The sequence below is a fragment of the Bradyrhizobium sp. 1200_D9_N1_1 genome (assembly GCF_052075915.1).
GTDB classification, from domain to species: domain Bacteria; phylum Pseudomonadota; class Alphaproteobacteria; order Rhizobiales; family Xanthobacteraceae; genus Bradyrhizobium; species Bradyrhizobium diazoefficiens.
The window spans coordinates 6,925,397-6,946,884 of record NZ_CP197226.1 but is presented as its reverse complement, the minus strand read 5'-3'; the positions used below and the strand labels follow the sequence as shown (position 1 = coordinate 6,946,884).

The window sequence follows — 21,488 nt, the reverse complement described above, 5'->3', positions numbered from 1 at the left end:
GCAATGTGCTGCCGGGCCGAGGTCCGGGTCAACCGCGGCGAGGCGAGGGGCTCTGCATCCGCCTGTGCCGCGATTGCATGGCGCGGCTACTGCGCCGATCCTAGCGCGTCATGTGCGCGGTCAGCGGATGGCTGCCGGCATTGCTGAAGAAGGCCGCCTCTTCCGCGGTCGCCTCCAGCAACTGCTCGTCCTGGTTATAGACGTCGTTGCGGAACTGGACGGTCTGGTCCTTGGTCATCCACGCCGTGAGATAGGTCCAGGCCACCGGGACCTTCTTCGCCATGGCGACGTCGAGGTGCTGGCCGGTCGCGATTTCAGCGTCGATCGCGGCGCGGCTCCACTTCGGCTGGTCCTTGAGCAGCCAGGCGGCGAGATCGCGCACGTTGTCGACGCGCGAGCAGCCGTGGGAATCGAAACGGTAGTCGTCGCTGAACAGATTGCGCTGGTTGGTGTCGTGCATGTAAACCGAGTAGGCGTTCGGCATGTCGATCTTCACCGCGCCAAGCGCGTTGAAGGTGCCGTTCTGCTGGCGCACAGTGAAGTTCGGCGTATGCGTGCCGGACCAGTCGACCGAATGCGGATCGATCGGATTGTCGTGGGCGTCGAGCACCTCCATGTGCATACGCGACAGGTAGGTCGGGTCCTTGCGCATATGCGCGGAGATTTCGGTCTTGGCGATCGATGACGGCACCGTCCAGGTCGGATTGAGAACGACGCTGGTGATCTGGGCCGTCAGTGTCGGCGAGGGCTTTTCGGTCTTGCCGACGATGACGCGATAGCGCCGCACCACGACGTCGTTCTCGACCGCTTCGGCAAAGGCCGCGGGGATGTTGACCACGACATAGCGCTGGCCGAAGCCGAAATTCATGTTCTCGAGCCGCTGGAGCGAAGCCTCCAGCTGCCGGATGCGCTTCTGCACGGAAACGTTCATCGCCGCGAGCGTGCGCGGCGTCACCATGCCGGTCGGCGCCAGCCCGTGGCGAGCCTGGAAACGCTTCACCGCGTCCGCGAGATCCTGGTCGAAGGCGCCGCTTGCCTTGTCGGCGGAAAGGTCGCCGGAGACGATCAGCCGCTTGCGCAGCAGGTCGTCATTGGCGCCCTGGACGCCGAGCGCGAATTTGGCGTCTGCCGGGATCGTCGGCCAGCCGCCGCGCACCGCGAGATCGGAATAGCTGAGCGCCGCGTCCTTGATGCGCTGGGCTGAGCCCTCGTCATAGGTCGGCTCGTGCGTCATCGCGAGCGCTGCGGCCGAGCGGCTTTCCGGCGTCGAGGCCGAGGTCGACGCGGCGGTTTTCGGCGCGGCCGCGTGGGCCGGATTGGCGGCGGCCGGCACGGTGCCGCCCGACGCCGCCGGGCTGGAGCCGGCCTGGCCCGTGGTCTCGGTCTGCGCGAGCGCGGAAGCGCTGGCGAAGAGGCCCATGGCAATCATCACGGCATGGCGCTTCGACATCTGTCTTGTTCTTCCCCTGAGGACGAGGCCCGGACGAGCGCTCGCATTGGCAATTTCCCGGTCGCCGCGCCGCGGGCGCCGATTGGTAAGATCGGCGGGAAGCTAGGGCATCAATATTGAGGTCCCATTAAGCACGGCAGTCGAAAACTCCGCGCGTCCAGTGCGGAGTCTCTCGATTGGGTCGCGGCAGGGTGGAGATGGGTTCGCGAAAACCGCGGGCGGGGGCAGGGAAAAGATGAAGAAAAAGATCAAGAAAAAGACCAAAAAAAAGGGCGGTCAGGCCGCCCCGAATGCCGCGCGCGGACGGCGCGCAGGCCAAATCCGATCCAGCAGGTCTCGTTCAATCCGGCCGCGCCCCCGTGACGCGGTGGATTGAACGTCGGCCTTGAAGGCCAGACCGCCGAGATGGATCAGGCTTCGTTCGCCGCGATCGATTCCATCAGCGAGACGAGCTGACGCTGCACCGTCTGGTCCTTGATCTTGCTGTAAGCGCGCAGCAGGCGGAGGCTGAAGGCCGAATCGAGGAACAGCAGGCTCTCGACTTCGCGCGCCTTGTTGTCGCCGTCGTAGAAGAAGGTCACGGGCACGTCGAGGGCGGTGGCGATCTGCTGAAGCCGAGCCGCGCCGACGCGATTGACGCCCTTCTCGTATTTCTGAACCTGCTGGAAGCTGACGCCGAGCTTCTCGCCGAGCTCGGCCTGCGAGATCTTCATCTCGACGCGCCGCAGACGGATCCGTTTGCCAAGCTCGATGTCGGGCTTGCCGGCACTGCGTTGCTTCATTCTCTTCGCCGCTGTTTTCATGTTCGTTCTCACCGTTCTTCGGTTGAAAATCCCCCGAAGAGCTGGGTCAGGGGTTCGCCCATATACGAGTCCTTGAATTCATGCGGGTGCACGAACTCTTCCTTAAACCACGGGAAGCGAGCCGGATTGAAAGCCTCGATCAGCCAGTCAATCATGTGCCGTACCCGCGGAATTCGGCCGCTACCGGGATGGTAGGACAACCAGATATCCAGCGGTCGGTTCAGCTCGACCTCCAGTGGAATCAACTTCCCGCCAAGCGCGACGGCGTAGCTCGGGAATACGCCGATTCCGGCGCCATTCGCGACAGCCCAGTAGTTGGCGCTTGAGACGTTGGTCTTCATGACCAGAAGGTCACGTTCAGGAACGCCCGGGAAGAAGCTCTCGAAAGTTTCCTTGGCGGCGAGCTGGTCGGCGAATTGCAGCACCAAGCGGTGCTTGATCAATTCCATTGCCGAGCGCGGAGCGCCATGTTTCTCGATGTATTTCTCGGAGGCCCAGAACATCAGATGCATGCGGCCGAGCCGCACCAGCTTGACGTCGAGCGCGGAAGGACGCGACAGGTGGATGGCGACGTCAGCCTCGTGGCGGGAGACGTCTGCGGATCGCATCGCGCAATGCAGGTCGACCAGAATCTTCGGATAGGCCTGCTGGAATTCGACCAGGCGCGGGGCGAGCCAGAACGTCCCAAGGCCCTCGGTCACCGCGACGCGGACCTCGCCGGACAGGACATTGGCCGTCGAATCGCTGGTGCGCAGCACGTCGAACGCAGCCGCCTCCATTCGTTCGACGGCGGAGACCACCATCGTGCCCTCGTCAGTCAGGTGGGTGCCGTGCACGTCGCGGGTGAAAAGGGTAGTGCCGGTCTGACGCTCGAAATCGTCGATGCGTCGGCGGACGGCGTTGATCGACAGCGACAGACGTTCGGCCGCCGAGCGGAAACTTCCGGATCGGACGACTTCCAGGAAAATCCGGGCGGCATCCCAATCCGAGAGGCCGCTGAGATTTGCTTTTTGGCGTTCCTCTAGTGGAACGCCCCTTTCCGCCAAGGAGTGCATACAAGTCCCTTCGGGTTGTTAAACTGGCAGAATCTGGCGCAAACCACAACCACGACGGGTTGGGGAATGGCGAGTTTTGAACGCCATCCTTACTACCTCGAAGGTGGTATCTGAGTGCGGCCAAGGGCTGGGAATCGGGCAAACTTTCGCCCGAATGAGGGGTGTCGCGTGAGTTCCGTTGCGAGCCGTGAAATGGCTGCGGGATTGTCGGCGCTGTCCGCAATGGATCTGCTTGCGAGAGAGGCGTTCCCGCCTTCCAGGACGGATCGATCACAGCGCATCGTGCGTTCTACCCTTCGTCGTTTCGCTGATGGCCAATTAAGCAGCGGGGCGATGTTCGCCGGAACCGCAGTTTCAACGCAGAAACACACTGAAATCATGTTCAGAGGCGCAGCGGCCTCGTGCTATCGTTGGCTCTCCATGGGGGCCAGAGGGGTCGTCACCAACACGTCTCGCAGGCCGAATTAACGGAAAGAACGCCGGTGTCGCATTCAGACGAACAGTTGCAGTCGGTGCTGGAAACGCTCGAGGAGTGCCGCAGGGTTCTCAACGAGATCAATAGCCGTGAGTCGGCCGAGCTGCTGTCCATTGTCATCCTGGACGTGCGGATGAAACTCAAAGGAATTGACAGTGCCGATCTCAAGGCATTGTGCGACGAAATGCTGCGGAGCGCTGCAAGCGAACCGCCACCCCCCTCCAAGCAGACGCAGGACCAGCCCCGGCGTCCGCTGCTCCGCGTGGTGAAGTAGCCGCGCCGCCGGATCTCGCTTTTTGGCGAGGTTTGTGCGCGTCCCGATGCCGCATCTGTGATTGCGGACGGCATCGGGAGGAGCCCTGGTTTTGTGCGCCTCTGTTGCGCATTTTCCGGCATCGGCTACACCAGAGCCGGTGCTCCGGGCCGCGCGCATTCCCCGCGCGCCGCGCCGGCGCCTGAGATGGCTCCGACTGCATCATGCAAAATGTTTCGATCCCGGCGGCGCTGATTGCCGGCCTCGTCAGCTTCCTCTCCCCATGCGTCCTGCCGCTGGTCCCGCCCTACCTGATCTATCTCACGGGCGCGACGATCGAGCATGTCGAGAGCGACGAGCCGTCATCGGCCTCCAAGCGCGCGATCATGATGTCGGCGCTTCTGTTCGTGCTCGGCTTCTCCACCGTGTTTGTGGCGCTCGGCGCCAGCGCCTCGCTGGTCGGCGGGCTGATCCGGGCCTGGTCGGCGGAGCTGTCGATCCTCGCCGGCGTCGTCATCATCGTGATGGGTCTGCACTTCCTCGGCCTGACGCGCATCGGCCTGTTGATGCGCGAGGGCCGGCTGCCGATCCCGAAACCCGTCGGCCTGTGGGGCGCCTACATCATGGGCCTCGCCTTCGCCTTCGGCTGGACGCCCTGCATCGGCCCGATCCTCGCCGCGATCCTCTCGATCGCCGCGGCCGAAGCCACGGTGACCAAGGGCGCAGGGCTCCTCGCGGTCTATTCCGCGGGCCTCGGCATTCCCTTCCTGATCGCCGCGCTGATGATCGAGCAGTTCTCCGCGCTGTTCGCGCGCATGAAGGGCCATCTCGTCAATGTCGAGCGCGCCATGGGCGTGTTGATGGTGATCACCGGCATCGGCTTTCTCACCGGCGCGGTCTCGAATGTGAGCATCTGGCTGCTGGAGACGTTTCCGGCGTTGCAGACGTTCGGGTAGGGCGTGTCGAATGGGAGTGCTGCAATCATTCCATGCTCAGCAAAGCCGGAAGGTCGCTCATGCGATGAAAGAGGTCGTCGCAGACAGCTGCTAACTCTTGCTCAATTTCCGGATCACCTCCGGTAAAGCCGAGGACCCTCATTCCTGCGGCCTTTGCTGCGCAAATCCCGGATAACGAGTCCTCAACAACGACGCAACGTGAGGGGTGAGCGCCCAACGTCTGCGCAGCATGCAGAAACAGGCCGGGGTCCGGCTTCCACGAACCAACCTCGTACGCACTGAATATGCGTCCTTCGAAGTGCCCCAGCAGGCTCGTCAATCCGAGTGCATGCGTGAGTTTCGACATGGGTCCGTTAGACGCCACGCAAACCGGAGCAGTGATTGCAGCCAACGCTGCATGGATTCCCTCGACAGGCCTCAGTTCGGCATCAAAAGCCAGCGCGGTTGCTTGCCGAACGTCGGCGACGAAAGTGTCTCGGACACTGCGGCCTAACCGGCGCTCGATTTCGCGCACGCAATCCGTCATCTTCACCCCTCGGAACGAACGTATCGCGTCTTCCATGCTGATCGACACGCCTTCCTCAGATGCTGTCCGGACCAGCACGGTCAGGGCAATGATCTCACTATCGACCAGGACACCGTCCGAATCGAAGATAATGAGTTCGGGACTTGCACAGGTCATCCTTGCGATGCTCCAAGCACATAGTTCATCGGTACTTCTCGCTATATCCGGGTCGGTGGACGGGGGCCATACCGGGCTGATTGAATTCAGGGCGCGTACTCACGAACGTCATGAGCACGCGCCCCGTTCGGCCTAACTCAACAGGCGGTCAGTAGTCCCAGAAGGCCGGCACAAAACGGAAGGCGTCGCCGTCGATCGCCACCCGGCCGATGGACGGGAACGGCAGGTGAGTGGCCACCAGCATCTCGCCGGTCTCGGCAAGCTCTCGCAAGAGACGGACACGAACGCGCGCGGCCTCCTCGGGATCGTGCTCGAAGCCGTTGTGCCAGTCGGGCTGTTCGAACCCGACCGCAAACACGGCGTCGCCGGCGAATGTCAGCGCATCGCCGCCGGACGCTACGCGCACCACGCTGTGTCCGGGGGTGTGACCGCCGGTGCGACGGGCGATGACGCCGGGCGCAATCTCGTGGGTCTCATCGAACTGCCGCAACTGACTGCCGTACTCGCTCACGAACCGCTTGGCGGTCGCGCGAAGCGCGTCCGGGAATCCCTGCGGCATGGCGGTCTGCGAGAAATCGGGCGACTCCCAGAATTTGACCTCGGCGGCGGCCACGTGGATCCGAAGGTCCTTGCGCAATCGCTTTTTCACCCCGTCGACGAGCAGCCCGCCGATGTGGTCCATGTGCAGATGGGTCAGCACCAGATCGGTCACGGACGACAGATCGATGCCGGCAGCCTCCAGTCGCTTGATCAACTGTCCGGCCCGCGGCAGGTGCAAGTTTGGGTCGGACCCCAGTCCAGCGTCGATCAGGATGGTCTTGCCGCCGCTGCGCACCATGACCGCATTCAGCACCCAGTCGAAGGCATCCTGCGGCAGGAACATGTCGTGCAGCCAGGCCGCACGTTCGGCCGGGGCGGCGTTGTGCGCCAACATCGTGGTTGGCAGCGGCAGCACGCCGTCGCTGACCACCAGCACGTCGATCTCGCCGACCTTCAGCGCGTAGCGCGACGGAACGAGCTCTTCAGGTCCGGATGACACGGGGTACGAGGTGTTGTGCAGATTCATGTCTGTCTCCTGTTTCATGGGAAAGTGGTTGGTCCTGGTTCTGGCTGGTCTTGGTTGAGCGGACCGCGTAGCCAGGAGAGCGCGGCCGTCATCGCCTCGTGTGGTCAGAGACTGGTCACGCGCTCCGGATCGGCCGACGCGAGCGCCGCGGCGCGCTCGGCCTTCGGCGGATAGATCCAGACGGTGTTGATCTCCTGCTTGGTCTTCTTGGCGACGTCGCCGACCAGCTCGACCTTGCGTTCCCAGCCGCGCGTGAACACCGCGCCGGCTTCGCCGAGATCGAGGCAGGTGACGTAGGCCTTCTGGTGATACGGCCTGGTCGGAACGCCCAGCAGCTCGGCGGCGGCGTTGTTACCGGCAAAGGCTCCCATGCGCGTGGCGTGCTGGCACGACATCAGTGCGTAATTGCCCTCGTCGTCGCATGCTGCGCGCGCAGCATCGCCGGTGGCGAAGACGCCGGCGACGACAGGCACGCGCAGATCTCGGTCCACCAGCAGGCGGCCGAAATTGTCGTGCTCGGCGGGAATCTGCGCGGTCAATGGCGCGGCGCGGATGCCGGCCGCCCAGACCACCGTCTCGGTTTCGATATGTTCGCCGGTCGATAGCGTCACGCCGGATTTGTCCAGCGAGACGACGCCGGCCCCGAGCCGCATCTCGACGCCGAGCTTTCGCAACGCATCCTCGATGAGCGGGCGGGGGTTTTCGCCCATGTCGGGCGCGATCGCGCTGTTGCGCTCGACGATGATGACGCGCGTCCTGGAGTCCTTGCCGAAGATGTTGCGCAGGCGCGCGGGCAGCTCGGTTGCCGCCTCGATGCCGGTGAAGCCGCCGCCGGCAACGACGACCGTGTCGCGTCCGTTCACGGCCGGCCGGTCGGCCAGACCGTGCAGATGCTTGTCGAGTGCGATCGCGTCATCGAGCGAGTCGACGCTGAAGCCGTGCTCGGCAAGGCCGGGAATGTTGGGGCGGAACAGCCGGCTGCCGGTGGCGATCACGAGGCGGTCGTAGGACAGTGTCGTGCGCGTGCCCCTGGGAGTGGCGATCTGCACCATCCGCGCCTTGGTGTCGATCGTCTCGGCGCTGCCCTGGATGTAGTCGACGTCGATCGCCCTGAGGACATCGAGCAGCGGTGCCGTCAGGGTTTCCGGCTTCGGCTCGTAGAGCCGCGGGCGGACCACCAGCGTCGGCTCCGGTGCGATCAGGGCGATTTCGAGATCGTCAGGCGAAACGCCCTGGATGTCGCGCAGGCGGGCCGAGGAGAGGGCGGCGTACATGCCGGCGAAGCCGGCGCCAATGATGAGCAGTCGCATGTGGTTGACTCCTGGGTTTGGTTCGTTCGGGACGTGCGCGCGTCATCGCCGCCGCCTTGTGTGGGCAGAGCCTGTGCGATCGACGATGACGCGACGAGGTGAAACGGAGACCGCCGGACCCTTACGGCGCGGCGCAGTTCGGCAGTGAGGACAGCAGCGCAGGGCCATCACATGCCGCCGGGCAGCTTCTCGGGCCCGATGTCCAGCCGCGCAGAGCTGCCGGCACCATCGGTTTTCTGGGCCAACCCTGATTGATCAGGATTGACGTCGCGGGATTGGCGTTTTGCGTCGCTTGTAAGGTCGCTTCTTCGGCTGTCGGCTGGGTGAAGCGTACGGTCAGCGAGAGCCCATACAGCAGCGCCGACGTGATGGCTTTCCGTCGCGGTGCGATTGCAAGGTGTTTCCAGTCCATCGTTGGTCTCCGTCCGCGTCGTGCGATGCCAAGATGTTTAGCGAACCAGATATCCGACTGCCCCAGAGCGATTGCCGTCCCTGTCGAGAGATTGCTGCTAACGCATGCGCCTGCGCCAATCGCTCGGCGTTTCACCCGTCAGCTTCTTGAAGGCCGCGGCGAAGGCGGTCTGCGAGGAATAGCCAAGCGCTGCGGCAACCGAGACGACCGATTCGTCGCTCTCCCGCAGCATGTTCATGGCCTGCTCGAGCCTGTGCTGGCGCAGCCAGGCATGCGGCGAGAGCCCGGTGCTCTCCTTGAAGGCACGGCAGAAGTGAAAGCGCGAGAGGCCGGCATCGGACGCCAGCGCATCGAGCGAGATGTCCGCATCGCTGTCCGAGCGCAACCGTTCGATCGCACGGAGAAGGACCTTCGGCGACAGCCCGCCCATGGTCTGTTGAAAATTGGTCGGCGAACCGGTGTGGGCAACCAGCAGGCGGGTGGCCAGAAGATCCGTCAGTTGATGACGGAACAACGTATCCAGGGCTCCGTTGCCCCCCAGCGCATCCGCTGCACTCAAGAGCAGTCTGGACGTGATGGGATCGGGATGCGCAGTCCGCTCCAGCAGGTCGGCCGGTTTTGCGGTCCCGGCTTCGTCGGCAACGCGCTTCAGTGTTGCATTCGGAAGATAGAGCTGGACCACATCGACAGGCTTCGGAATATCCCATCGGGAGCTCGATCCTTCTGGAATGATGATCACCACTCCAGGACGAAACGTGCCGATCGCAACCGATTTTCCCGACCGCCGCTCCATGCGCTGCATCATGCCGTTGTACGCCATGATCACATGGTGGCTCATGGGCTCGACGACGTCGTGCAATGGATCATGTTTCCAGTGGGCGATGCCGGCGCCGGAGGAATCCAATGCCATGCGAGCCGGTTCGGTCCTGAGCACCCGCGCCATCTCTGCGTCGGCGGCCCGCCGTTCGGAGGTCGAGCCATCGTCCGGCTGTGCGCCGGGTGCGGACGGCACGCCGTTGTGCGAGGGATTGCGCATGAGTGTGCTGCTCTCGATCATTGCGTGGCTCCTCCTGATCGCATCGAGCTTCGGATCAGGTGCCCGTATTTGTACGGGTCGGCGCACGTTCTAGGCGGCGCAAACTCCCAGCGTCTTTCCTGAAGCGGCCATGCTTTGTCCGATCCTGCTCCGGGCAGGCGCGCGTTTTCGAAAATGCACGACGGGCGGCGCTGAGTTGCCTGGGTCTTGAACGGAGATTTTGTGAAAGACGTTTTATGACAAAAGGTGCGAGGCCTTCACATGGCTATCGCTCTAACCTGCAAATCCGGCATTGGGGATGACCATCCCGTTGATTCACCGCGCCTCGTCCAGCGCGCAGGTCACCGTGCAGACGACGCCGCGCGGCAGGAAATCGACGGTTGCCTCGCCGCCGAGCTGGTCGCGGGCGCTGCGCTCGATCAGGCGCGAGCCGAAGCCGCGCCGCACCGGTGCCGTCACCGGCGGTCCGCCGATCTCGCTCCAGATCAGCCGCAGCCGCGGCTTCGGTGTGTCGGCGATGACTTCCCAGTCCAGCGTCACCCGGCCGGTCTCGTTGGACAGCGCGCCATATTTCGCGGCGTTGGTGGCGATCTCGTGCACGATCATCGACAGCACCACGGCAAGTCGCGGCGACAGCGGCACCGCGGGGCCGTCCATCCGGATGCGCTCGGGCGCATTGAGCAGGAACGGCTGGAGCGCGCGCGTGATCACCTCCTTCAGTTCCGAGCCGGCCCATTTCTCCTGGCTGAGCAGATTGTGCGCCTCGGCGAGCGCGCCGAGGCGGCCCTCGAACTTGGCCCGCTCCTCGCGGCTCGCGCTGCGGAAGGTCTGCACCGCGATCGCCTGCATCAGGGCCAGCGTGTTCTTGACGCGGTGGTTGAGCTCCTCGATCAGCAGATCGTGCAGCATCTCGCCGCGTGCGATCGTCGTCGCCATGCGGACAGCAAAGGTGAGGCCGGTGAGCAGCAGGATGCCGCCGATCAGGCTGGTGATGGCGATGTTGCGCCAGAGCGGGGCGATCAGTGAACTCTCGGCGACGCCGGCAGCCACGGTCCAGCCGGTCAGCCCCGAACGGGTGTAGGCGGCGGCGAGCGCGACGCCGTCGAGCGACACGGTCGGAAGTGCCGCCTCGTCGCTGCGGAACATCTCGGCGTAGAGCGACGGCGACGCGCGTTTGCCGAATGTCTCGCTGGGGTTCGGCGCGCGCGCGAACACGGTGCCCTTGGCATCGAGCAGGCTTACCGTCCATTGCCGGTCCGGGCGCTGCTTCTCCACCAGATCCTGAAAGATGTTGATCGGCGGGCTGAAGCAGAGGTCGTAGATCACCTCGCCGTTGCGAAACACCGGCACTTCGACGGTCAGAACCTGCCGCCCGTTGAGCGCGCCGGTGAACAGGTCGGAATATTGCGGCGCCCTGGTCGCAAACACCTTCTCGACGATCTCCAGATTGCCGCGCGGCGGCAGGCTCGCGGTGTCCTCCGTCGCCGAGGAGAACAGCAGCCGGCCCTTGCGGTCGGAGATCAGCACCAGGCCGCCCTTGCCATACTGGTCGAGGAAGCCGAGCGCGATGCGGCGAAAGTTCGGGAAGTCGTCGTTGCGCAGCGAGTTCGTCAGTGCGAGCACTTGCAAGCCGCCGGTCATCCGCTGCACCTCGGAATCCATCACCAGGCGCATGCTGCGCACGTTCTCCAACACGCGGCGCGTCGCGTCGCTGCGGTCCTGCTTGTAATTGTAGACGGCAATGCCAACCGCGAAGACGATCAGCGGCAACATCGTCCCCGTGACCAGGAGAGCGAGCCGGACCGGAAGGGTGAACCTAGACAAACGCGGGCGTCCCGATTCCAGCGCGACGGCGCCGGATTATGATTTTGTCAGACCATACGGTCAGGACGTGCGCCGCGCCATGATTTTTGCATTCAGCGAGCAGACCAGACGGAATCTTTGCAGCGCGGTCGCAGGTGTCTGCCGGTCAGCTCATGCCGATTGCGGCCAGCAACAGGCAGATGGCGTAGATGGCCGCCAGGCTGACACCGGCGATCCGGGCCTCTCGATGCGATGTCATTGTCAACTCCGGGAGGAGGCCGTCCTTGATGCGGCCCCCTCCATCACGTCTTGTCAGTCGATTTCCTGGACGACCGTCCGGGAGCCCGGATCCACCAACATCACGCGCTCGCCGGAATAGACGTAGCGGTACTTGGTGAGCGCGGGCCCCCAGTCGGCAGGAACCGCCTCGAGCTCGACATCGCTCGGCACCGTAGCGCCGACGATGATCTTCTCCTTCGTCGTCACGGGGCGAACGCGATGTTCGGTGATGTAGGATTTGATCCTAGTTCGGTATTCCGGCTCGATCTGAACGGCGGCCGCGTGCCCGGTTCCGGTGGTCGTCACCACGGTGGACTGCGCGAACGCGCCAGTCGAGATCATCACCGCCGCGGCGGAAAGCAGAAACAGCTTCTTCATCTTGTTCTCCTCGTTGGAATAAGTGCGGCGTCAACATCCCACTGCGGACGGCGTTCCTCTTGCTTAGGAACAAATTGCCATTTGTTCCCGTTCAAGAATCGGCCGGGCGGAAACGTCTGGCGATTGGAGGAGGATAAAATGAAGCTGAAGATCGCAACTGCAGCATTGATGGTTGCTGCATTGTCCCTGCCGGCGTTCGCGGCCGACGAGTTCTACGTCGTCCAGGACGTCAAGACGAAGAAGTGCACCGTTGTCGACAAGAAGCCCACGGACACGTCGATGACCGTCGTCAGTCCGTCGGGCACGATCTACAAGTCGCGCACCGAAGCCGAGAGCGGCATGAAGACCGTCAAGGTCTGCACGTCAAACTGAGGAGGATGGCAAACGGCGGTGCGTGTCGCTGTTCCTGCCGCGCCTGATCGTGCCGGAGATGCTCAAATGAGCGTCTGATATTGAGATTCCGCGGCCGACGGCCGCGGAATCGATTCAAGCGGTTACAGATTGCTCTCGGTGATCGCGGCATACACCATGCTGCGCAGCTCGCGCCGGAGCGGGTAGGCGCTCGACGGCAGCACCTGCGTCATGAAGATGGTGATCAATTCCTCGGCCGGGTCGATCCAGAACGAGGTCGTCGCCGCGCCGCCCCAATTGTATTCGCCGGGGCTGCCGGCGATCAGCGTCTCGGCCGGGCGCATCGTCACGGCAAAGCCGAGGCCGAAGCCGATGCCGTTATAGGTGGCTTCCGAGAACAGCGAGCGCGATACCTCGGGGAGGAAGCGGCCGCCCGGAATGTGGTTGGTCGTCATCAGTGCCAGCGTCTTCGGCCCGATCAGCCTGACGCCGCCGAGCTCGCCGCCGTTGAGCAGCGCGCGGCAGAAGGTGAGATAGTCCGCGGCCGTCGAGCACAGGCCGCCGCCGCCGGATATGAAGGAGGGCGGGGACAGGAACGAGCTCGTCGCCGGATCGTCCTGGAGCGTCAGGCCCTCGCGGCGCTGGCCGGCATGGAAGGTCATGCCGCCGCCCGGGTCCGCCGAATAGCAGGCAGCGAAGCGATGGGCCTTCGAGGCCGGCACGTGGAAATCGGTGTCGGTCATGCCGAGCGGATCGAGAATGCGTGCTTTGAGGAACTGCTCGAACGGCATGCCGGAAATCTTGCCGACGAGGTAGCCGAGCACGTCGGTCGCGACCGAGTAGTTCCAGGCCTCGCCCGGCGAGAACTCCAGCGGGATCTTCGCGAGCGCCTCGATCATGGTTTGGAGCGTGCCCGACTTCTCGACCTCGCCGATCTTCTCGGCGCGATAGGCGGCATCGACATTGGAGCGCTGCTGGAAGCCGTAAGTCAGCCCGGAGGTGTGGCGCAGCAGGTCGACGATCAGCATCGGCCGGGACGGCGGCCGGGTCAGGAAGGCCGGCGCGGTGCCGGCGACGAACACGCCGAGATCCTTCCATTCCGGAATGTACTTGGCGACGGGCTCGTCGATCGCGACGAGGCCTTCCTCGACCAGCATCATGAAAGCGACGCTGGTGAGCGGCTTGGTCATGGAATAGATGCGGTAGATGGTGTCGTCTTTGACCGGCACCTTGCGCGCGACATCGGCCAGGCCCTGGACCGAGCTGTGCGCGATCTTGCCGCGGCGGTAAACCAGAAGCTGGGTGCCCGGGAAGCGGCCGGCGTCGATGTACCGGTTCTTCAGGTGCGCATCGACGCGGTCGAGCGCGGCCTTGGACATGCCGACGGATTCGGGCGAGGCGGGGGTGGGGGCGAGCATCAGTTCCTCCGGGGCAGTTTCTCGACAAGGTGATAGCCAAATGGCAGCCCCATTCCAAGCCGGTTGCGCTTAACGCGGGCCGGCCGGGTGGTGTAGTGTCCGGCCTGGAACGCTTCCAGGGAGCCCGCCCGGGCCAACGAGAAAAATGCAAGGCAACGCACCATGACCCAGTTCAACGAGACCGAACTCACCGCAGCCGTGGTCGAAAGCTTCGACAAGACGCCGAACCCGCGGGCGAAATTCCTGCTCCAGGAACTGGTGAAGTCGCTGCACGATTACGTGAGCAAGACCGGTCTCACCTTCGAGGAATGGGAATACGCCATCGATTTCCTGACCCGCACCGGTCATAAATGCACCGACACCCGCCAGGAATTCATCCTGCTGTCCGACGTGCTCGGCGTCTCCATGCTGGTGGACGCGGTCAACCACAGGGATCGCGAGGGCGCCACCCAGACCACGGTGCTCGGCCCGTTCTATGTCGGCGAGCACAAGGTGACCGCGCACGGCACCGACATCTCGCCGAACAATCAGACCGGCGAGCGGATGTTCGTGCAGAGCCGCGTCACCGACCTCAAGGGCAAGCCGCTGGCGGGCGTTCCCGTCGACGTCTGGCATGCCGACGACGACGGCTTCTACGATTCACAGAAGCCGAACTATGACGAGGTCGGCGCCTCGGCGCGGGCGCGTTTCATCACGGACAGCGATGGCCGCTTCTTCTTCCGCACCATTTTGCCGTGCAGCTATCCGATCCCGACCGATGGCCCCGTCGGCGAGATGATCGTGCAGACCAACCGCCATCCGATGCGCCCGGCGCATGTGCACTTCCTCGTCAACGCAAAGGGCTACGAGCCGCTGATCACGCATGTCTTCATGGACGGCGACAAATATCTCGATTCCGACGTGGTGTTCGGCGTCAAGGATGACCTCGTCGCCAAGGTCGAGCCGCGCAACGACCTCGAGATGCCCGACGGCACCAAGGCGAGCGGGCAGTGGCATCTGATGACCTACGAATTCCACCTCAAGCCCGGCGGCGGCATGGCGCCGAAGCCGCTGGGGGTGAAGGCGGCGGAGCCGGCCTGAACCGACCTTGTCCGGCTATCGCAGCCGAAGCACCGCGAGCAGCGTGATGACCGCGCAGGCCAGGATCGCCGTGGTCAGCTTCCAGAACAGCAGCGGGTTGCGCTCCAGAAGCGGCGTGGTCCGCGTGGCGAGATAGGCCGGGTTGGGATTCCTGAGTTCGAAGACGAATTCGGAGAGGTCCTCGTGGCGCTTGTAGGGATCGGGATGCAGCGCCTTCCTGAGCGCGCCGTCGATCCAGCCCGGGATGCCCCGCTCGGCATCGATGGCCGGGCGATATCTCAACTTCCACGCGTCCGATCGTCCCCGGATTTTGGCGAGCTGGGCGCCGTAGGGGAGATGTCCGGTGAGCATATGGTAGCAAATGGCGGCCAGCGAAAACATGTCGGACCGCGGCGATCCCCCCTCGCCGAGGAAATATTCCGGGGCCGTGTACTGGACCGTGCCGAGAATTTCCTCGTCTGCCGATTTCGGCGCCGCCTCGGCGACGCCGGCGACCCTGACCGATCCGAAGTCGATGATCTTCGCAGTGCCGGTCTTGTCGATCAGGACATTGTCGGGCCTGAGGTCCTGGTGCAGCATCTCCATGCGATGGAAGGCGCGAAGCCCCGTGGCGATCTGCTCGACGATCCCTCGGACCGTCTCCAGATCGGGGCGTGGGTTGTCCAGCATCCACTGCCTCAGGGTCTGGCCCTCGATGAACTCGGTCGCGACGTAGAGGTAGCTGCGCCGCCGCGACTGTGACATCGGTTTGAGCACGTGCGGGCTGTCGATGCGGCGTGCGATCCACTCCTCCATCAGGAAGCGCTTGAGATAGGCCGCATTGTCGCGCAGGTCGATCGACGGCAGCTTGAGCGCGACCGGCCCCTCGGTCTCCGCATCGACGGCAAGGTAGATGTGACTGCGGCTGCTGCCGTGTATCTCCCGGACGATCCTGTAACCGTCGAACATCGCCCGTGGCTCGGGCAGCGCAGGAAGCGGCAGTTCGAAGGTCTGATTGAAGATGCCGGCCGAGTCGCGCTGCGGCACTGCGTCAACGCGGAGGATCTGGACGGTGATGTTGTCGTCGCTGCCGCGCCGGTACGCTTCGTCGACGATCGCCTTCGCGGCCCCGTCGAGCTCGGCTGCATGCTCGGCGATAGCGCTCGTGATGAAACGCTGGTCGACGAATTCGTAGGCGCCGTCGGTTGCGAGGATGAAGGTGTCGCCCGCCTCGATCTCGACCGTCTGGTAGTCGATCTCGAGCTGCGGGTTGATGCCGAGCGCGCGGCCGAGATAGGTCTGCTCCGACGACACGATGATGCGGTGATCGTCGGTCAGCTGCTCGAGCGCCTTGCCGGCGACGCGGTAGATGCGGCAGTCGCCGACATGGAAGATGTGCGCGGTGGTCGCCTTGATGACCATGGCGCTGAGGGTGCAGACATAGCCCTTGTCGCGGTCATAGGCATATTGGCTCTTGCGCGTCTGCGCGTGCAGCCAGGAATTGGTTGCGTCCAGCACGCGGCGGGCGGAGGTCTTCACCGTCCAGGATTCCGACGTGCAGTAATAGTCCATCAGGAAGCTCTTGACCGCCGACTCGCTGGCGATCTGGCTCACCGTGCTGCTGGAGATGCCGTCGGCGAGAACCGCCGCGATGCCCTTCAGGCTGAGCAGCGGCTCCTCCGGAATCAGGATGCCGTGAAAATCCTGGTTGACGGGCTTGCGACCCCTGTCGGAGTGCTGGCCGATCGAAATCAGGAGTCCGCGGGTCATCGTCATCACCGGCAAAGGAGAGCCTCACCCTGCTCGGGCGAGGCTCCCCTGTCGAGACGTTGTTTGATCAGGCCGCGACGCGGGACGGCGTGGTCTTGCCGGCCTGGCGCTTCGGCTGGGTCATGACGTGCGTGGCGTAGAGCGTCATGCCGGTGAAGGCGAGGCCGCCCACGAGGTTGCCGAGCACGGTCGGGATCTCGTTCCAGATCAGATAGTCCATGATCGAGAACTTCGCGTGCAGCATCAGGCCCGACGGGAACAGGAACATGTTCACGACGGAGTGCTCGAACACCATGTAGAAGAACACCAGGATCGGCATCCACATCGCGATGACCTTGCCGGGCACCGAGGTCGAGATCATGGCGCCGACGACGCCGGTCGAGACCATCCAGTTGCAGAGCATGCCGCGCAGGAACAATGTCGCCATGCCGGCCGCGCCATGCGCGGCATAGCCGAGCGTTCGGCCCTCGCCGATATTGCCGATGGCCGTGCCGATCTTGTCGGGGTCTTGCGTGAAGCCGAAGGTCGTGACGAAGGCCATCATGAAGGCCACCGTGAAAGCGCCTGCAAAATTGCCGACGAAAACGAGGCCCCAGTTGCGCAGCACGCCGCCAAAGGTGACGGCCGGGCGCTTGTCGATGAGGGCGAGCGGCGAGAGCACGAAGACGCCGGTCAGCAGGTCGAAGCCGAGCAGGTACAGCATGACGAAGCCGACCGGAAACAGCAGCGCCCCGACCAGCGGCTGGCCGGTGTTCACGTTGATGGTGACGGCAAACCAGGCCGCCAGCGCGAGGATGGCGCCGGCCATATAGGCCCGGATGATGGTATCCCGGGTGGACATGAAGATCTTGGACTCGCCCGCATCCACCATCTTGGTGACGAATTCCGAAGGCGCGAGATACGACATCAATGGTTCCTTTTGCTTCGTAAGTGAGATCGACACGCCCCCAAAGAGAGCGCGGCTGAACATCTTGGGCCGTGCGGACGGCTCTGCCGCGCACGAGGGCTATGGAGGTCTGGAAGCCTTGGGAATCGCGTCACGAGGACTGAGCCGAGAAGGGCCGCGAAGCAGTTGAGCTTCCGGTTTGCAGCCGCCAGAGGCTGCAACAATGCGGCAAGCCGCAGTCTTCGTTGACGACAATGGAAATGCAAGTCGCGTGCCGCTTGGGTGCGATAGAAAAGGTAAGCGATTTCAATTGGATGGTACGCGCCTCGACCCGGCTTTTGCCGGCTCTGCGGCCTTTTGCTTAGGCGGCTGCATAAGATTTGTGCGGCGCACAAGAAATGAGCAGTCCGCAAATTTCGCGTGCGCAGCAAAGCTGCGACAGACTGGCGCGGTGCATCTAACGTATTGAATTTTTGGATGTTTATGAGGTGTGGCGCTTGGCATGAAGCTTGAATAGTTCCAAGCCGACGCCATTGAAGCCGTCCCGCGAGACTTCTCATCCGATTTGCTGACGCCACCCGAACGGGGGTCTCCCCGTCGTGCGTTCGCATGCGCCTTTTTCTGGCGTCACGGACGGACGGGCTGCTCGTGCGCACTGACGCAATCATTCGCAACGACGCAAAAGGACGACACCGCCTATGACCAAGCGCATTCGCCGGCCTTCGGATACTGGCCTCAGCCGCCGTCAATTGTTGAAGGCCACCGGCAGCACCGCTGCCCTTCTTGCCGCCGCCAAGCTCAATTTCCCCGCCGGCGCGTTCGCGCAGGACGCCGGCCCCGAGGTCAAGGGCGCCAAGCTCGGCTTCATCGCGCTGAGCGATGCCGGTCCGCTCTTCGTCGCCAAGGACAAGGGCCTGTTCGCCAAATACGGCATGCCCGATGTCGACGTGCAGAAGCAGGCCTCCTGGGGCACCACGCGCGACAACCTCGTGCTCGGCTCGGAAGGCAACGGCATCGACGGCGCGCATATCCTCACCCCGATGCCGTACCTGATCTCGGCCGGCAAGGTGACGCAGAACAACCAGCCGACGCCGATGTACATCCTGGCGCGGCTCAATCTCGATGCGCAGTGCATCTCCGTCGCCAAGGAATATGCCGACCTCAAGGTCGGCGCCGATGCGTCAGTGTTGAAGGCGGCGTTCGAGAAGAAAAAGGCCGAAGGCAAGTCCGCCAAGGTCGCGATGACCTTCCCCGGCGGCACGCACGATCTCTGGGTCCGCTATTGGCTCGCCGCCGGCGGTATCGATCCTGACAAGGACGTCGAGACCATCACCGTGCCGCCGCCGCAGATGGTGGCCAACATGAAGGTCGGCACCATGGACGCCTTCTGCGTCGGTGAGCCCTGGCCCGGGCAGCTGGTCCACCAGGGCATCGGCTACACGGCCGTCAACACCGGCGAGATCTGGAGCAAGCATCCGGAAAAGTCACTCGGCATGCGCGCGGCCTGGGTCGACAAGAATCCGAAGGCGGCCAAGGCGATCCTGATGGCGATAATGGAAGCCCAGCAATGGGCCGACAAGATGGAGAACAAGGAAGAGCTCGCCACCATCATGGGCAAGCGGCAGTGGATCAACTGCCCGGTCGAGGACATCGCCGATCGCGCCAAGGGCAAGTTCGACTACGGCAACGCCGGCAAGGTGGTCGAGAACTCGCCGCACATCATGAAGTACTGGCGCGATCATGCCTCCTATCCGTTCCAGAGCCATGATCTCTGGTTCATGACCGAGGACATCCGCTGGGGCAAATACGAAGCCGGCTTCGACAGCAAGGCGCTGATCGCCAAGGTCAACCGCGAGGACCTCTGGAAGGACGCGGCCAAGACGCTTGGTGTCGCAAGCTCCGACATCCCGGCCTCCACCTCGCGCGGCAAGGAGACCTTCTTCGACGGCAAGGTATTCGATCCCGAAAATCCGGCGGCCTATCTGAAGTCGCTCGCGATCAAGCGCGTCGAAGTCTGACGGAGCCCTGCGGCCGCCGCGAGGCGGCCGCATCGTCCCGGAGCCGGAGAGAGATAGCGATGAACATGCCTGCCACGAAGATTGAGGTTGAGACCGCGACACCCGCGGGAAGCGCCGCGCCCGTCGTCGCGATGACGCCGAAGCGGCCGCCGCGGAGCGAGGCTTACGCGCGCATGGTGCGCGAGACCGCTGTGCGCGTCATCCCGCCGCTCGTCGTGATCGCGCTGCTGACGCTGGTCTGGGAGCTGGTCTGCCGCCGCACCGGCTCGGCACTGCCGCCGCCGTCGCGGGTATTCAAGGACACCAAGGAGCTGATCCTCGATCCGTTCTTCGACCATGGCGGCATCGACAAGGGTCTGTTCTGGCATCTCTCCGCCAGCCTTCAGCGCGTCGCCTTCGGCTATTCGCTCTCCGCGATCGCCGGCATCGCGCTCGGCGTGCTGGTCGGCCAGTCGGTCTGGGCGATGCGCGGGCTCGATCCGCTGTTCCAGGTCTTGCGCACCATCCCGCCGCTCGCCTGGCTGCCGCTCTCGCTCGCGGCGTTCCGTGACGGCCAGCCCTCGGCGATCTTCGTCATCTTCATCACCTCGATCTGGCCGATCATCATCAACACCGCGGTCGGCATCCGCAACATCCCGCAGGACTACCGCAACGTCGCGGCCGTCGTGCAGCTCAATCCGCTGGAGTTCTTCGGCAAGATCATGATCCCGGCGGCCGCGCCCTACATCTTCACCGGCCTGCGCATCGGCATCGGTCTGTCGTGGCTCGCCATCGTCGCCGCCGAAATGCTGATCGGCGGCGTCGGCATCGGCTTCTTCATCTGGGACGCCTGGAACTCCTCGCACATCAGCGAGATCATCCTGGCGCTGATCTATGTCGGCATCGTCGGCTTCGTGCTCGATCGCCTGATCGCGGGCCTCGGCAAGATCGTCACCCGCGGCACCGCGACGAACTGAGGGGAGGGACACATGACTGCCTATCTGAAGCTCGACCACATCGACAAGATCTTTACCCGCGGCGCCGCCACCACGGAGGTCCTGAAGGACATCAACCTGACCATCGAAAAGGGGCAGTACGTCTCGATCATCGGCCATTCCGGCTGCGGCAAGTCGACCCTGCTCAACATCATCGCAGGGCTGACCAACGCCTCGACCGGCGGCGTGCTGCTGGAGAACCGCGAGGTCAACTCGCCGGGACCCGACCGCGCCGTGGTGTTCCAGAACCACAGCCTGCTGCCCTGGCTCACGGTCTACGAGAACGTCAGGCTCGGCGTCGACAAGGTCTTCGCCAAGACCAAGACGCGGGCTGAACGCGACGCCTGGGTGATGCACAATCTCAATCTCGTGCAGATGGCGCACGCCAAGGACAAGCGTCCTTCCGAAATCTCCGGCGGCATGAAGCAGCGCGTCGGCATCGCGCGGGCGCTGGCGATGGAGCCGAAAGTGCTGCTGCTCGATGAGCCGTTCGGCGCACTCGACGCGCTCACCCGCGCGCATCTGCAGGACTCGGTGATGGCGCTGCACCAGAAGCTCGGCAACACCATTCTGATGATCACCCACGACGTCGACGAGGCCGTGCTGCTGTCCGACCGTATCGTGATGATGACGAACGGGCCGAGCGCGCGCATCGGTGAGGTGCTGGAGGTACCGCTGGCACGTCCCCGCAAGCGGCTCGAACTCGCCACCAGCACCACCTATCTGAAGTGCCGGCAGCGCGTGCTCGAATTCCTTTATGAGCGTCATCGCTTCGTCGAGGCCGCGTAAACGCGGCGTTAACGCGTGATGTGTCTCGCCTAATTTTGAGACATCAAGCTCAATCCTTGTGCGGCGCACAGGGATTGAGCGAATCGCAAAATTTGCGTGCGAAATAGCCCTGCAAATATTTCGGGCAATTCGAACAAGCCACTGAATTCCCTGTATTTCCCGAACGCGCGCAATTGGCACGGAAATTGAAACGTGTTTGCGCGACGCCAACGACGACGTCCCTCAACATCATCAATCAGCATCGTGAACTCGCCACCGGGGTGAA

At 63.8% G+C, this 21,488-nt stretch carries 20 protein-coding genes; 7 read left to right on the top strand and 13 right to left on the bottom strand.

The genetic code is table 11. The features are described from left to right. Nucleotides 1–100: 100 nt before the first annotated feature. The 3 genes from AB5K84_RS33205 to AB5K84_RS33195 all read right to left on the bottom strand — a co-directional run bounded on the left by AB5K84_RS33205 (nucleotide 101) and on the right by AB5K84_RS33195 (nucleotide 3,308). The gene (locus tag AB5K84_RS33205; RefSeq protein ID WP_011085568.1) at nucleotides 101–1,450 is read right to left on the bottom strand and encodes a L,D-transpeptidase family protein; all 1,350 of its coding nucleotides are present in this window, start codon (nucleotides 1,448–1,450) and stop codon (nucleotides 101–103) included. A 410-nt stretch (nucleotides 1,451–1,860) separates the two neighbouring features. Further along, nucleotides 1,861–2,232, bottom strand: a complete 372-nt coding sequence (locus tag AB5K84_RS33200) for a helix-turn-helix domain-containing protein (protein ID WP_014497036.1) — start codon at nucleotides 2,230–2,232, stop codon at nucleotides 1,861–1,863. Nucleotides 2,233–2,261: 29 nt separating this feature from the next. Continuing rightward, entirely contained in the window at nucleotides 2,262–3,308 is a 1,047-nt protein-coding gene (locus AB5K84_RS33195) for a LysR family transcriptional regulator (protein WP_011085570.1), read from the bottom strand. Between the two features lie 482 nt (nucleotides 3,309–3,790). On the opposite strand from AB5K84_RS33195, the gene AB5K84_RS33190 reads away from it, so the two are divergent. Together AB5K84_RS33190 and AB5K84_RS33185 are read left to right on the top strand one after the other, a co-directional pair. Then, entirely contained in the window at nucleotides 3,791–4,057 is a 267-nt protein-coding gene (locus AB5K84_RS33190; protein WP_011085572.1) for a hypothetical protein, read from the top strand. Nucleotides 4,058–4,260: 203 nt separating this feature from the next. Then, a complete protein-coding gene (locus tag AB5K84_RS33185; protein ID WP_011085573.1) occupies nucleotides 4,261–4,992 on the top strand; it encodes a cytochrome c biogenesis CcdA family protein in 732 nt (243 codons plus the stop codon). Between the two features lie 25 nt (nucleotides 4,993–5,017). On the opposite strand, the gene AB5K84_RS33180 is transcribed toward AB5K84_RS33185, so the two are convergent. The 7 genes from AB5K84_RS33180 to AB5K84_RS33150 all read right to left on the bottom strand — a co-directional run bounded on the left by AB5K84_RS33180 (nucleotide 5,018) and on the right by AB5K84_RS33150 (nucleotide 11,958). Beyond that, nucleotides 5,018–5,674: an HAD family hydrolase gene (locus AB5K84_RS33180; protein ID WP_011085574.1), complete on the bottom strand. Its 657-nt coding sequence runs from the start codon at nucleotides 5,672–5,674 to the stop codon at nucleotides 5,018–5,020. A 148-nt stretch (nucleotides 5,675–5,822) separates the two neighbouring features. Next, the gene (locus tag AB5K84_RS33175; RefSeq protein WP_441232717.1) at nucleotides 5,823–6,740 is read right to left on the bottom strand and encodes an MBL fold metallo-hydrolase; all 918 of its coding nucleotides are present in this window, start codon (nucleotides 6,738–6,740) and stop codon (nucleotides 5,823–5,825) included. Nucleotides 6,741–6,844: 104 nt separating this feature from the next. Next, nucleotides 6,845–8,050, bottom strand: a complete 1,206-nt coding sequence (locus AB5K84_RS33170; RefSeq protein ID WP_011085576.1) for an NAD(P)/FAD-dependent oxidoreductase — start codon at nucleotides 8,048–8,050, stop codon at nucleotides 6,845–6,847. A gap of 121 nt (nucleotides 8,051–8,171) precedes the next feature. Beyond that, complete coding sequence (locus AB5K84_RS33165) at nucleotides 8,172–8,462, bottom strand: hypothetical protein (protein ID WP_162494074.1); 291 nt, start codon at nucleotides 8,460–8,462, stop codon at nucleotides 8,172–8,174. Nucleotides 8,463–8,559: 97 nt separating this feature from the next. Beyond that, nucleotides 8,560–9,519: a helix-turn-helix domain-containing protein gene (locus AB5K84_RS33160; protein WP_370165409.1), complete on the bottom strand. Its 960-nt coding sequence runs from the start codon at nucleotides 9,517–9,519 to the stop codon at nucleotides 8,560–8,562. Between the two features lie 294 nt (nucleotides 9,520–9,813). Further along, nucleotides 9,814–11,271 (bottom strand): sensor histidine kinase, encoded by a 1,458-nt coding sequence (locus tag AB5K84_RS33155; protein ID WP_011085579.1) that lies wholly within the window; start codon nucleotides 11,269–11,271, stop codon nucleotides 9,814–9,816. Between the two features lie 342 nt (nucleotides 11,272–11,613). Then, nucleotides 11,614–11,958 (bottom strand): DUF1236 domain-containing protein, encoded by a 345-nt coding sequence (locus tag AB5K84_RS33150; RefSeq protein ID WP_011085580.1) that lies wholly within the window; start codon nucleotides 11,956–11,958, stop codon nucleotides 11,614–11,616. Nucleotides 11,959–12,096: 138 nt separating this feature from the next. Between AB5K84_RS33150 and AB5K84_RS33145 the strand changes: the two genes are divergently transcribed. Then, the gene (locus AB5K84_RS33145; RefSeq protein WP_011085581.1) at nucleotides 12,097–12,330 is read left to right on the top strand and encodes a hypothetical protein; all 234 of its coding nucleotides are present in this window, start codon (nucleotides 12,097–12,099) and stop codon (nucleotides 12,328–12,330) included. 122 nt (nucleotides 12,331–12,452) lie between these two features. Here the strand turns inward: AB5K84_RS33145 and AB5K84_RS33140 are convergent, their stop codons facing one another. Then, complete coding sequence (locus tag AB5K84_RS33140; RefSeq protein WP_011085582.1) at nucleotides 12,453–13,727, bottom strand: serine hydrolase domain-containing protein; 1,275 nt, start codon at nucleotides 13,725–13,727, stop codon at nucleotides 12,453–12,455. A gap of 162 nt (nucleotides 13,728–13,889) precedes the next feature. On the opposite strand from AB5K84_RS33140, the gene AB5K84_RS33135 reads away from it, so the two are divergent. Next, the gene (locus tag AB5K84_RS33135) at nucleotides 13,890–14,807 is read left to right on the top strand and encodes an intradiol ring-cleavage dioxygenase (RefSeq protein WP_011085583.1); all 918 of its coding nucleotides are present in this window, start codon (nucleotides 13,890–13,892) and stop codon (nucleotides 14,805–14,807) included. A gap of 15 nt (nucleotides 14,808–14,822) precedes the next feature. Here AB5K84_RS33135 and AB5K84_RS33130 read toward each other — a convergent pair whose 3' ends face one another. Beyond that, nucleotides 14,823–16,562: a bifunctional protein-serine/threonine kinase/phosphatase gene (locus AB5K84_RS33130; RefSeq protein ID WP_038965821.1), complete on the bottom strand. Its 1,740-nt coding sequence runs from the start codon at nucleotides 16,560–16,562 to the stop codon at nucleotides 14,823–14,825. Nucleotides 16,563–16,623: 61 nt separating this feature from the next. Next, complete coding sequence (locus AB5K84_RS33125; protein ID WP_038965820.1) at nucleotides 16,624–17,463, bottom strand: formate/nitrite transporter family protein; 840 nt, start codon at nucleotides 17,461–17,463, stop codon at nucleotides 16,624–16,626. 677 nt (nucleotides 17,464–18,140) lie between these two features. Here AB5K84_RS33125 and AB5K84_RS33120 point away from each other — a divergent pair. From AB5K84_RS33120 to AB5K84_RS33110, 3 genes are read left to right on the top strand one after another with little or no spacing between them, the layout of a single operon-like run. After that, on the top strand, nucleotides 18,141–19,460 hold the full coding sequence (locus AB5K84_RS33120) for a CmpA/NrtA family ABC transporter substrate-binding protein (RefSeq protein WP_011085587.1): 1,320 nt from the start codon (nucleotides 18,141–18,143) through the stop codon (nucleotides 19,458–19,460). Nucleotides 19,461–19,519: 59 nt separating this feature from the next. Then, on the top strand, nucleotides 19,520–20,416 hold the full coding sequence (gene ntrB / locus AB5K84_RS33115; protein ID WP_011085588.1) for a nitrate ABC transporter permease: 897 nt from the start codon (nucleotides 19,520–19,522) through the stop codon (nucleotides 20,414–20,416). A 12-nt stretch (nucleotides 20,417–20,428) separates the two neighbouring features. Further along, nucleotides 20,429–21,223, top strand: coding sequence for an ABC transporter ATP-binding protein (locus tag AB5K84_RS33110; protein WP_011085589.1), 795 nt, complete (start codon nucleotides 20,429–20,431; stop codon nucleotides 21,221–21,223). Nucleotides 21,224–21,488: the final 265 nt, after the last annotated feature.

Bases quoted from the DNA above. Each gene is read 5' to 3' on its own strand.
- AB5K84_RS33205 (WP_011085568.1), bottom strand. From the start codon at position 1,450: ATGTCGAAGCGCCATGCCGTGATGATTGCCATGGGCCTCTTCGCCAGC.
- AB5K84_RS33200 (WP_014497036.1), bottom strand. From the start codon at position 2,232: ATGAAGCAACGCAGTGCCGGCAAGCCCGACATCGAGCTTGGCAAACGG.
- AB5K84_RS33195 (WP_011085570.1), bottom strand. From the start codon at position 3,308: ATGCACTCCTTGGCGGAAAGGGGCGTTCCACTAGAGGAACGCCAAAAA.
- AB5K84_RS33185 (WP_011085573.1), top strand. From the start codon at position 4,261: ATGCAAAATGTTTCGATCCCGGCGGCGCTGATTGCCGGCCTCGTCAGC.
- AB5K84_RS33180 (WP_011085574.1), bottom strand. From the start codon at position 5,674: ATGACCTGTGCAAGTCCCGAACTCATTATCTTCGATTCGGACGGTGTC.
- AB5K84_RS33175 (WP_441232717.1), bottom strand. From the start codon at position 6,740: ATGAATCTGCACAACACCTCGTACCCCGTGTCATCCGGACCTGAAGAG.
- AB5K84_RS33170 (WP_011085576.1), bottom strand. From the start codon at position 8,050: ATGCGACTGCTCATCATTGGCGCCGGCTTCGCCGGCATGTACGCCGCC.
- AB5K84_RS33165 (WP_162494074.1), bottom strand. From the start codon at position 8,462: ATGGACTGGAAACACCTTGCAATCGCACCGCGACGGAAAGCCATCACG.
- AB5K84_RS33160 (WP_370165409.1), bottom strand. From the start codon at position 9,519: ATGATCGAGAGCAGCACACTCATGCGCAATCCCTCGCACAACGGCGTG.
- AB5K84_RS33155 (WP_011085579.1), bottom strand. From the start codon at position 11,271: ATGTTGCCGCTGATCGTCTTCGCGGTTGGCATTGCCGTCTACAATTAC.
- AB5K84_RS33150 (WP_011085580.1), bottom strand. From the start codon at position 11,958: ATGAAGAAGCTGTTTCTGCTTTCCGCCGCGGCGGTGATGATCTCGACT.
- AB5K84_RS33145 (WP_011085581.1), top strand. From the start codon at position 12,097: ATGAAGCTGAAGATCGCAACTGCAGCATTGATGGTTGCTGCATTGTCC.
- AB5K84_RS33140 (WP_011085582.1), bottom strand. From the start codon at position 13,727: ATGCTCGCCCCCACCCCCGCCTCGCCCGAATCCGTCGGCATGTCCAAG.
- AB5K84_RS33135 (WP_011085583.1), top strand. From the start codon at position 13,890: ATGACCCAGTTCAACGAGACCGAACTCACCGCAGCCGTGGTCGAAAGC.
- AB5K84_RS33130 (WP_038965821.1), bottom strand. From the start codon at position 16,562: ATGACGATGACCCGCGGACTCCTGATTTCGATCGGCCAGCACTCCGAC.
- AB5K84_RS33125 (WP_038965820.1), bottom strand. From the start codon at position 17,463: ATGTCGTATCTCGCGCCTTCGGAATTCGTCACCAAGATGGTGGATGCG.
- AB5K84_RS33120 (WP_011085587.1), top strand. From the start codon at position 18,141: ATGACCAAGCGCATTCGCCGGCCTTCGGATACTGGCCTCAGCCGCCGT.
- ntrB (WP_011085588.1), top strand. From the start codon at position 19,520: ATGAACATGCCTGCCACGAAGATTGAGGTTGAGACCGCGACACCCGCG.
- AB5K84_RS33110 (WP_011085589.1), top strand. From the start codon at position 20,429: ATGACTGCCTATCTGAAGCTCGACCACATCGACAAGATCTTTACCCGC.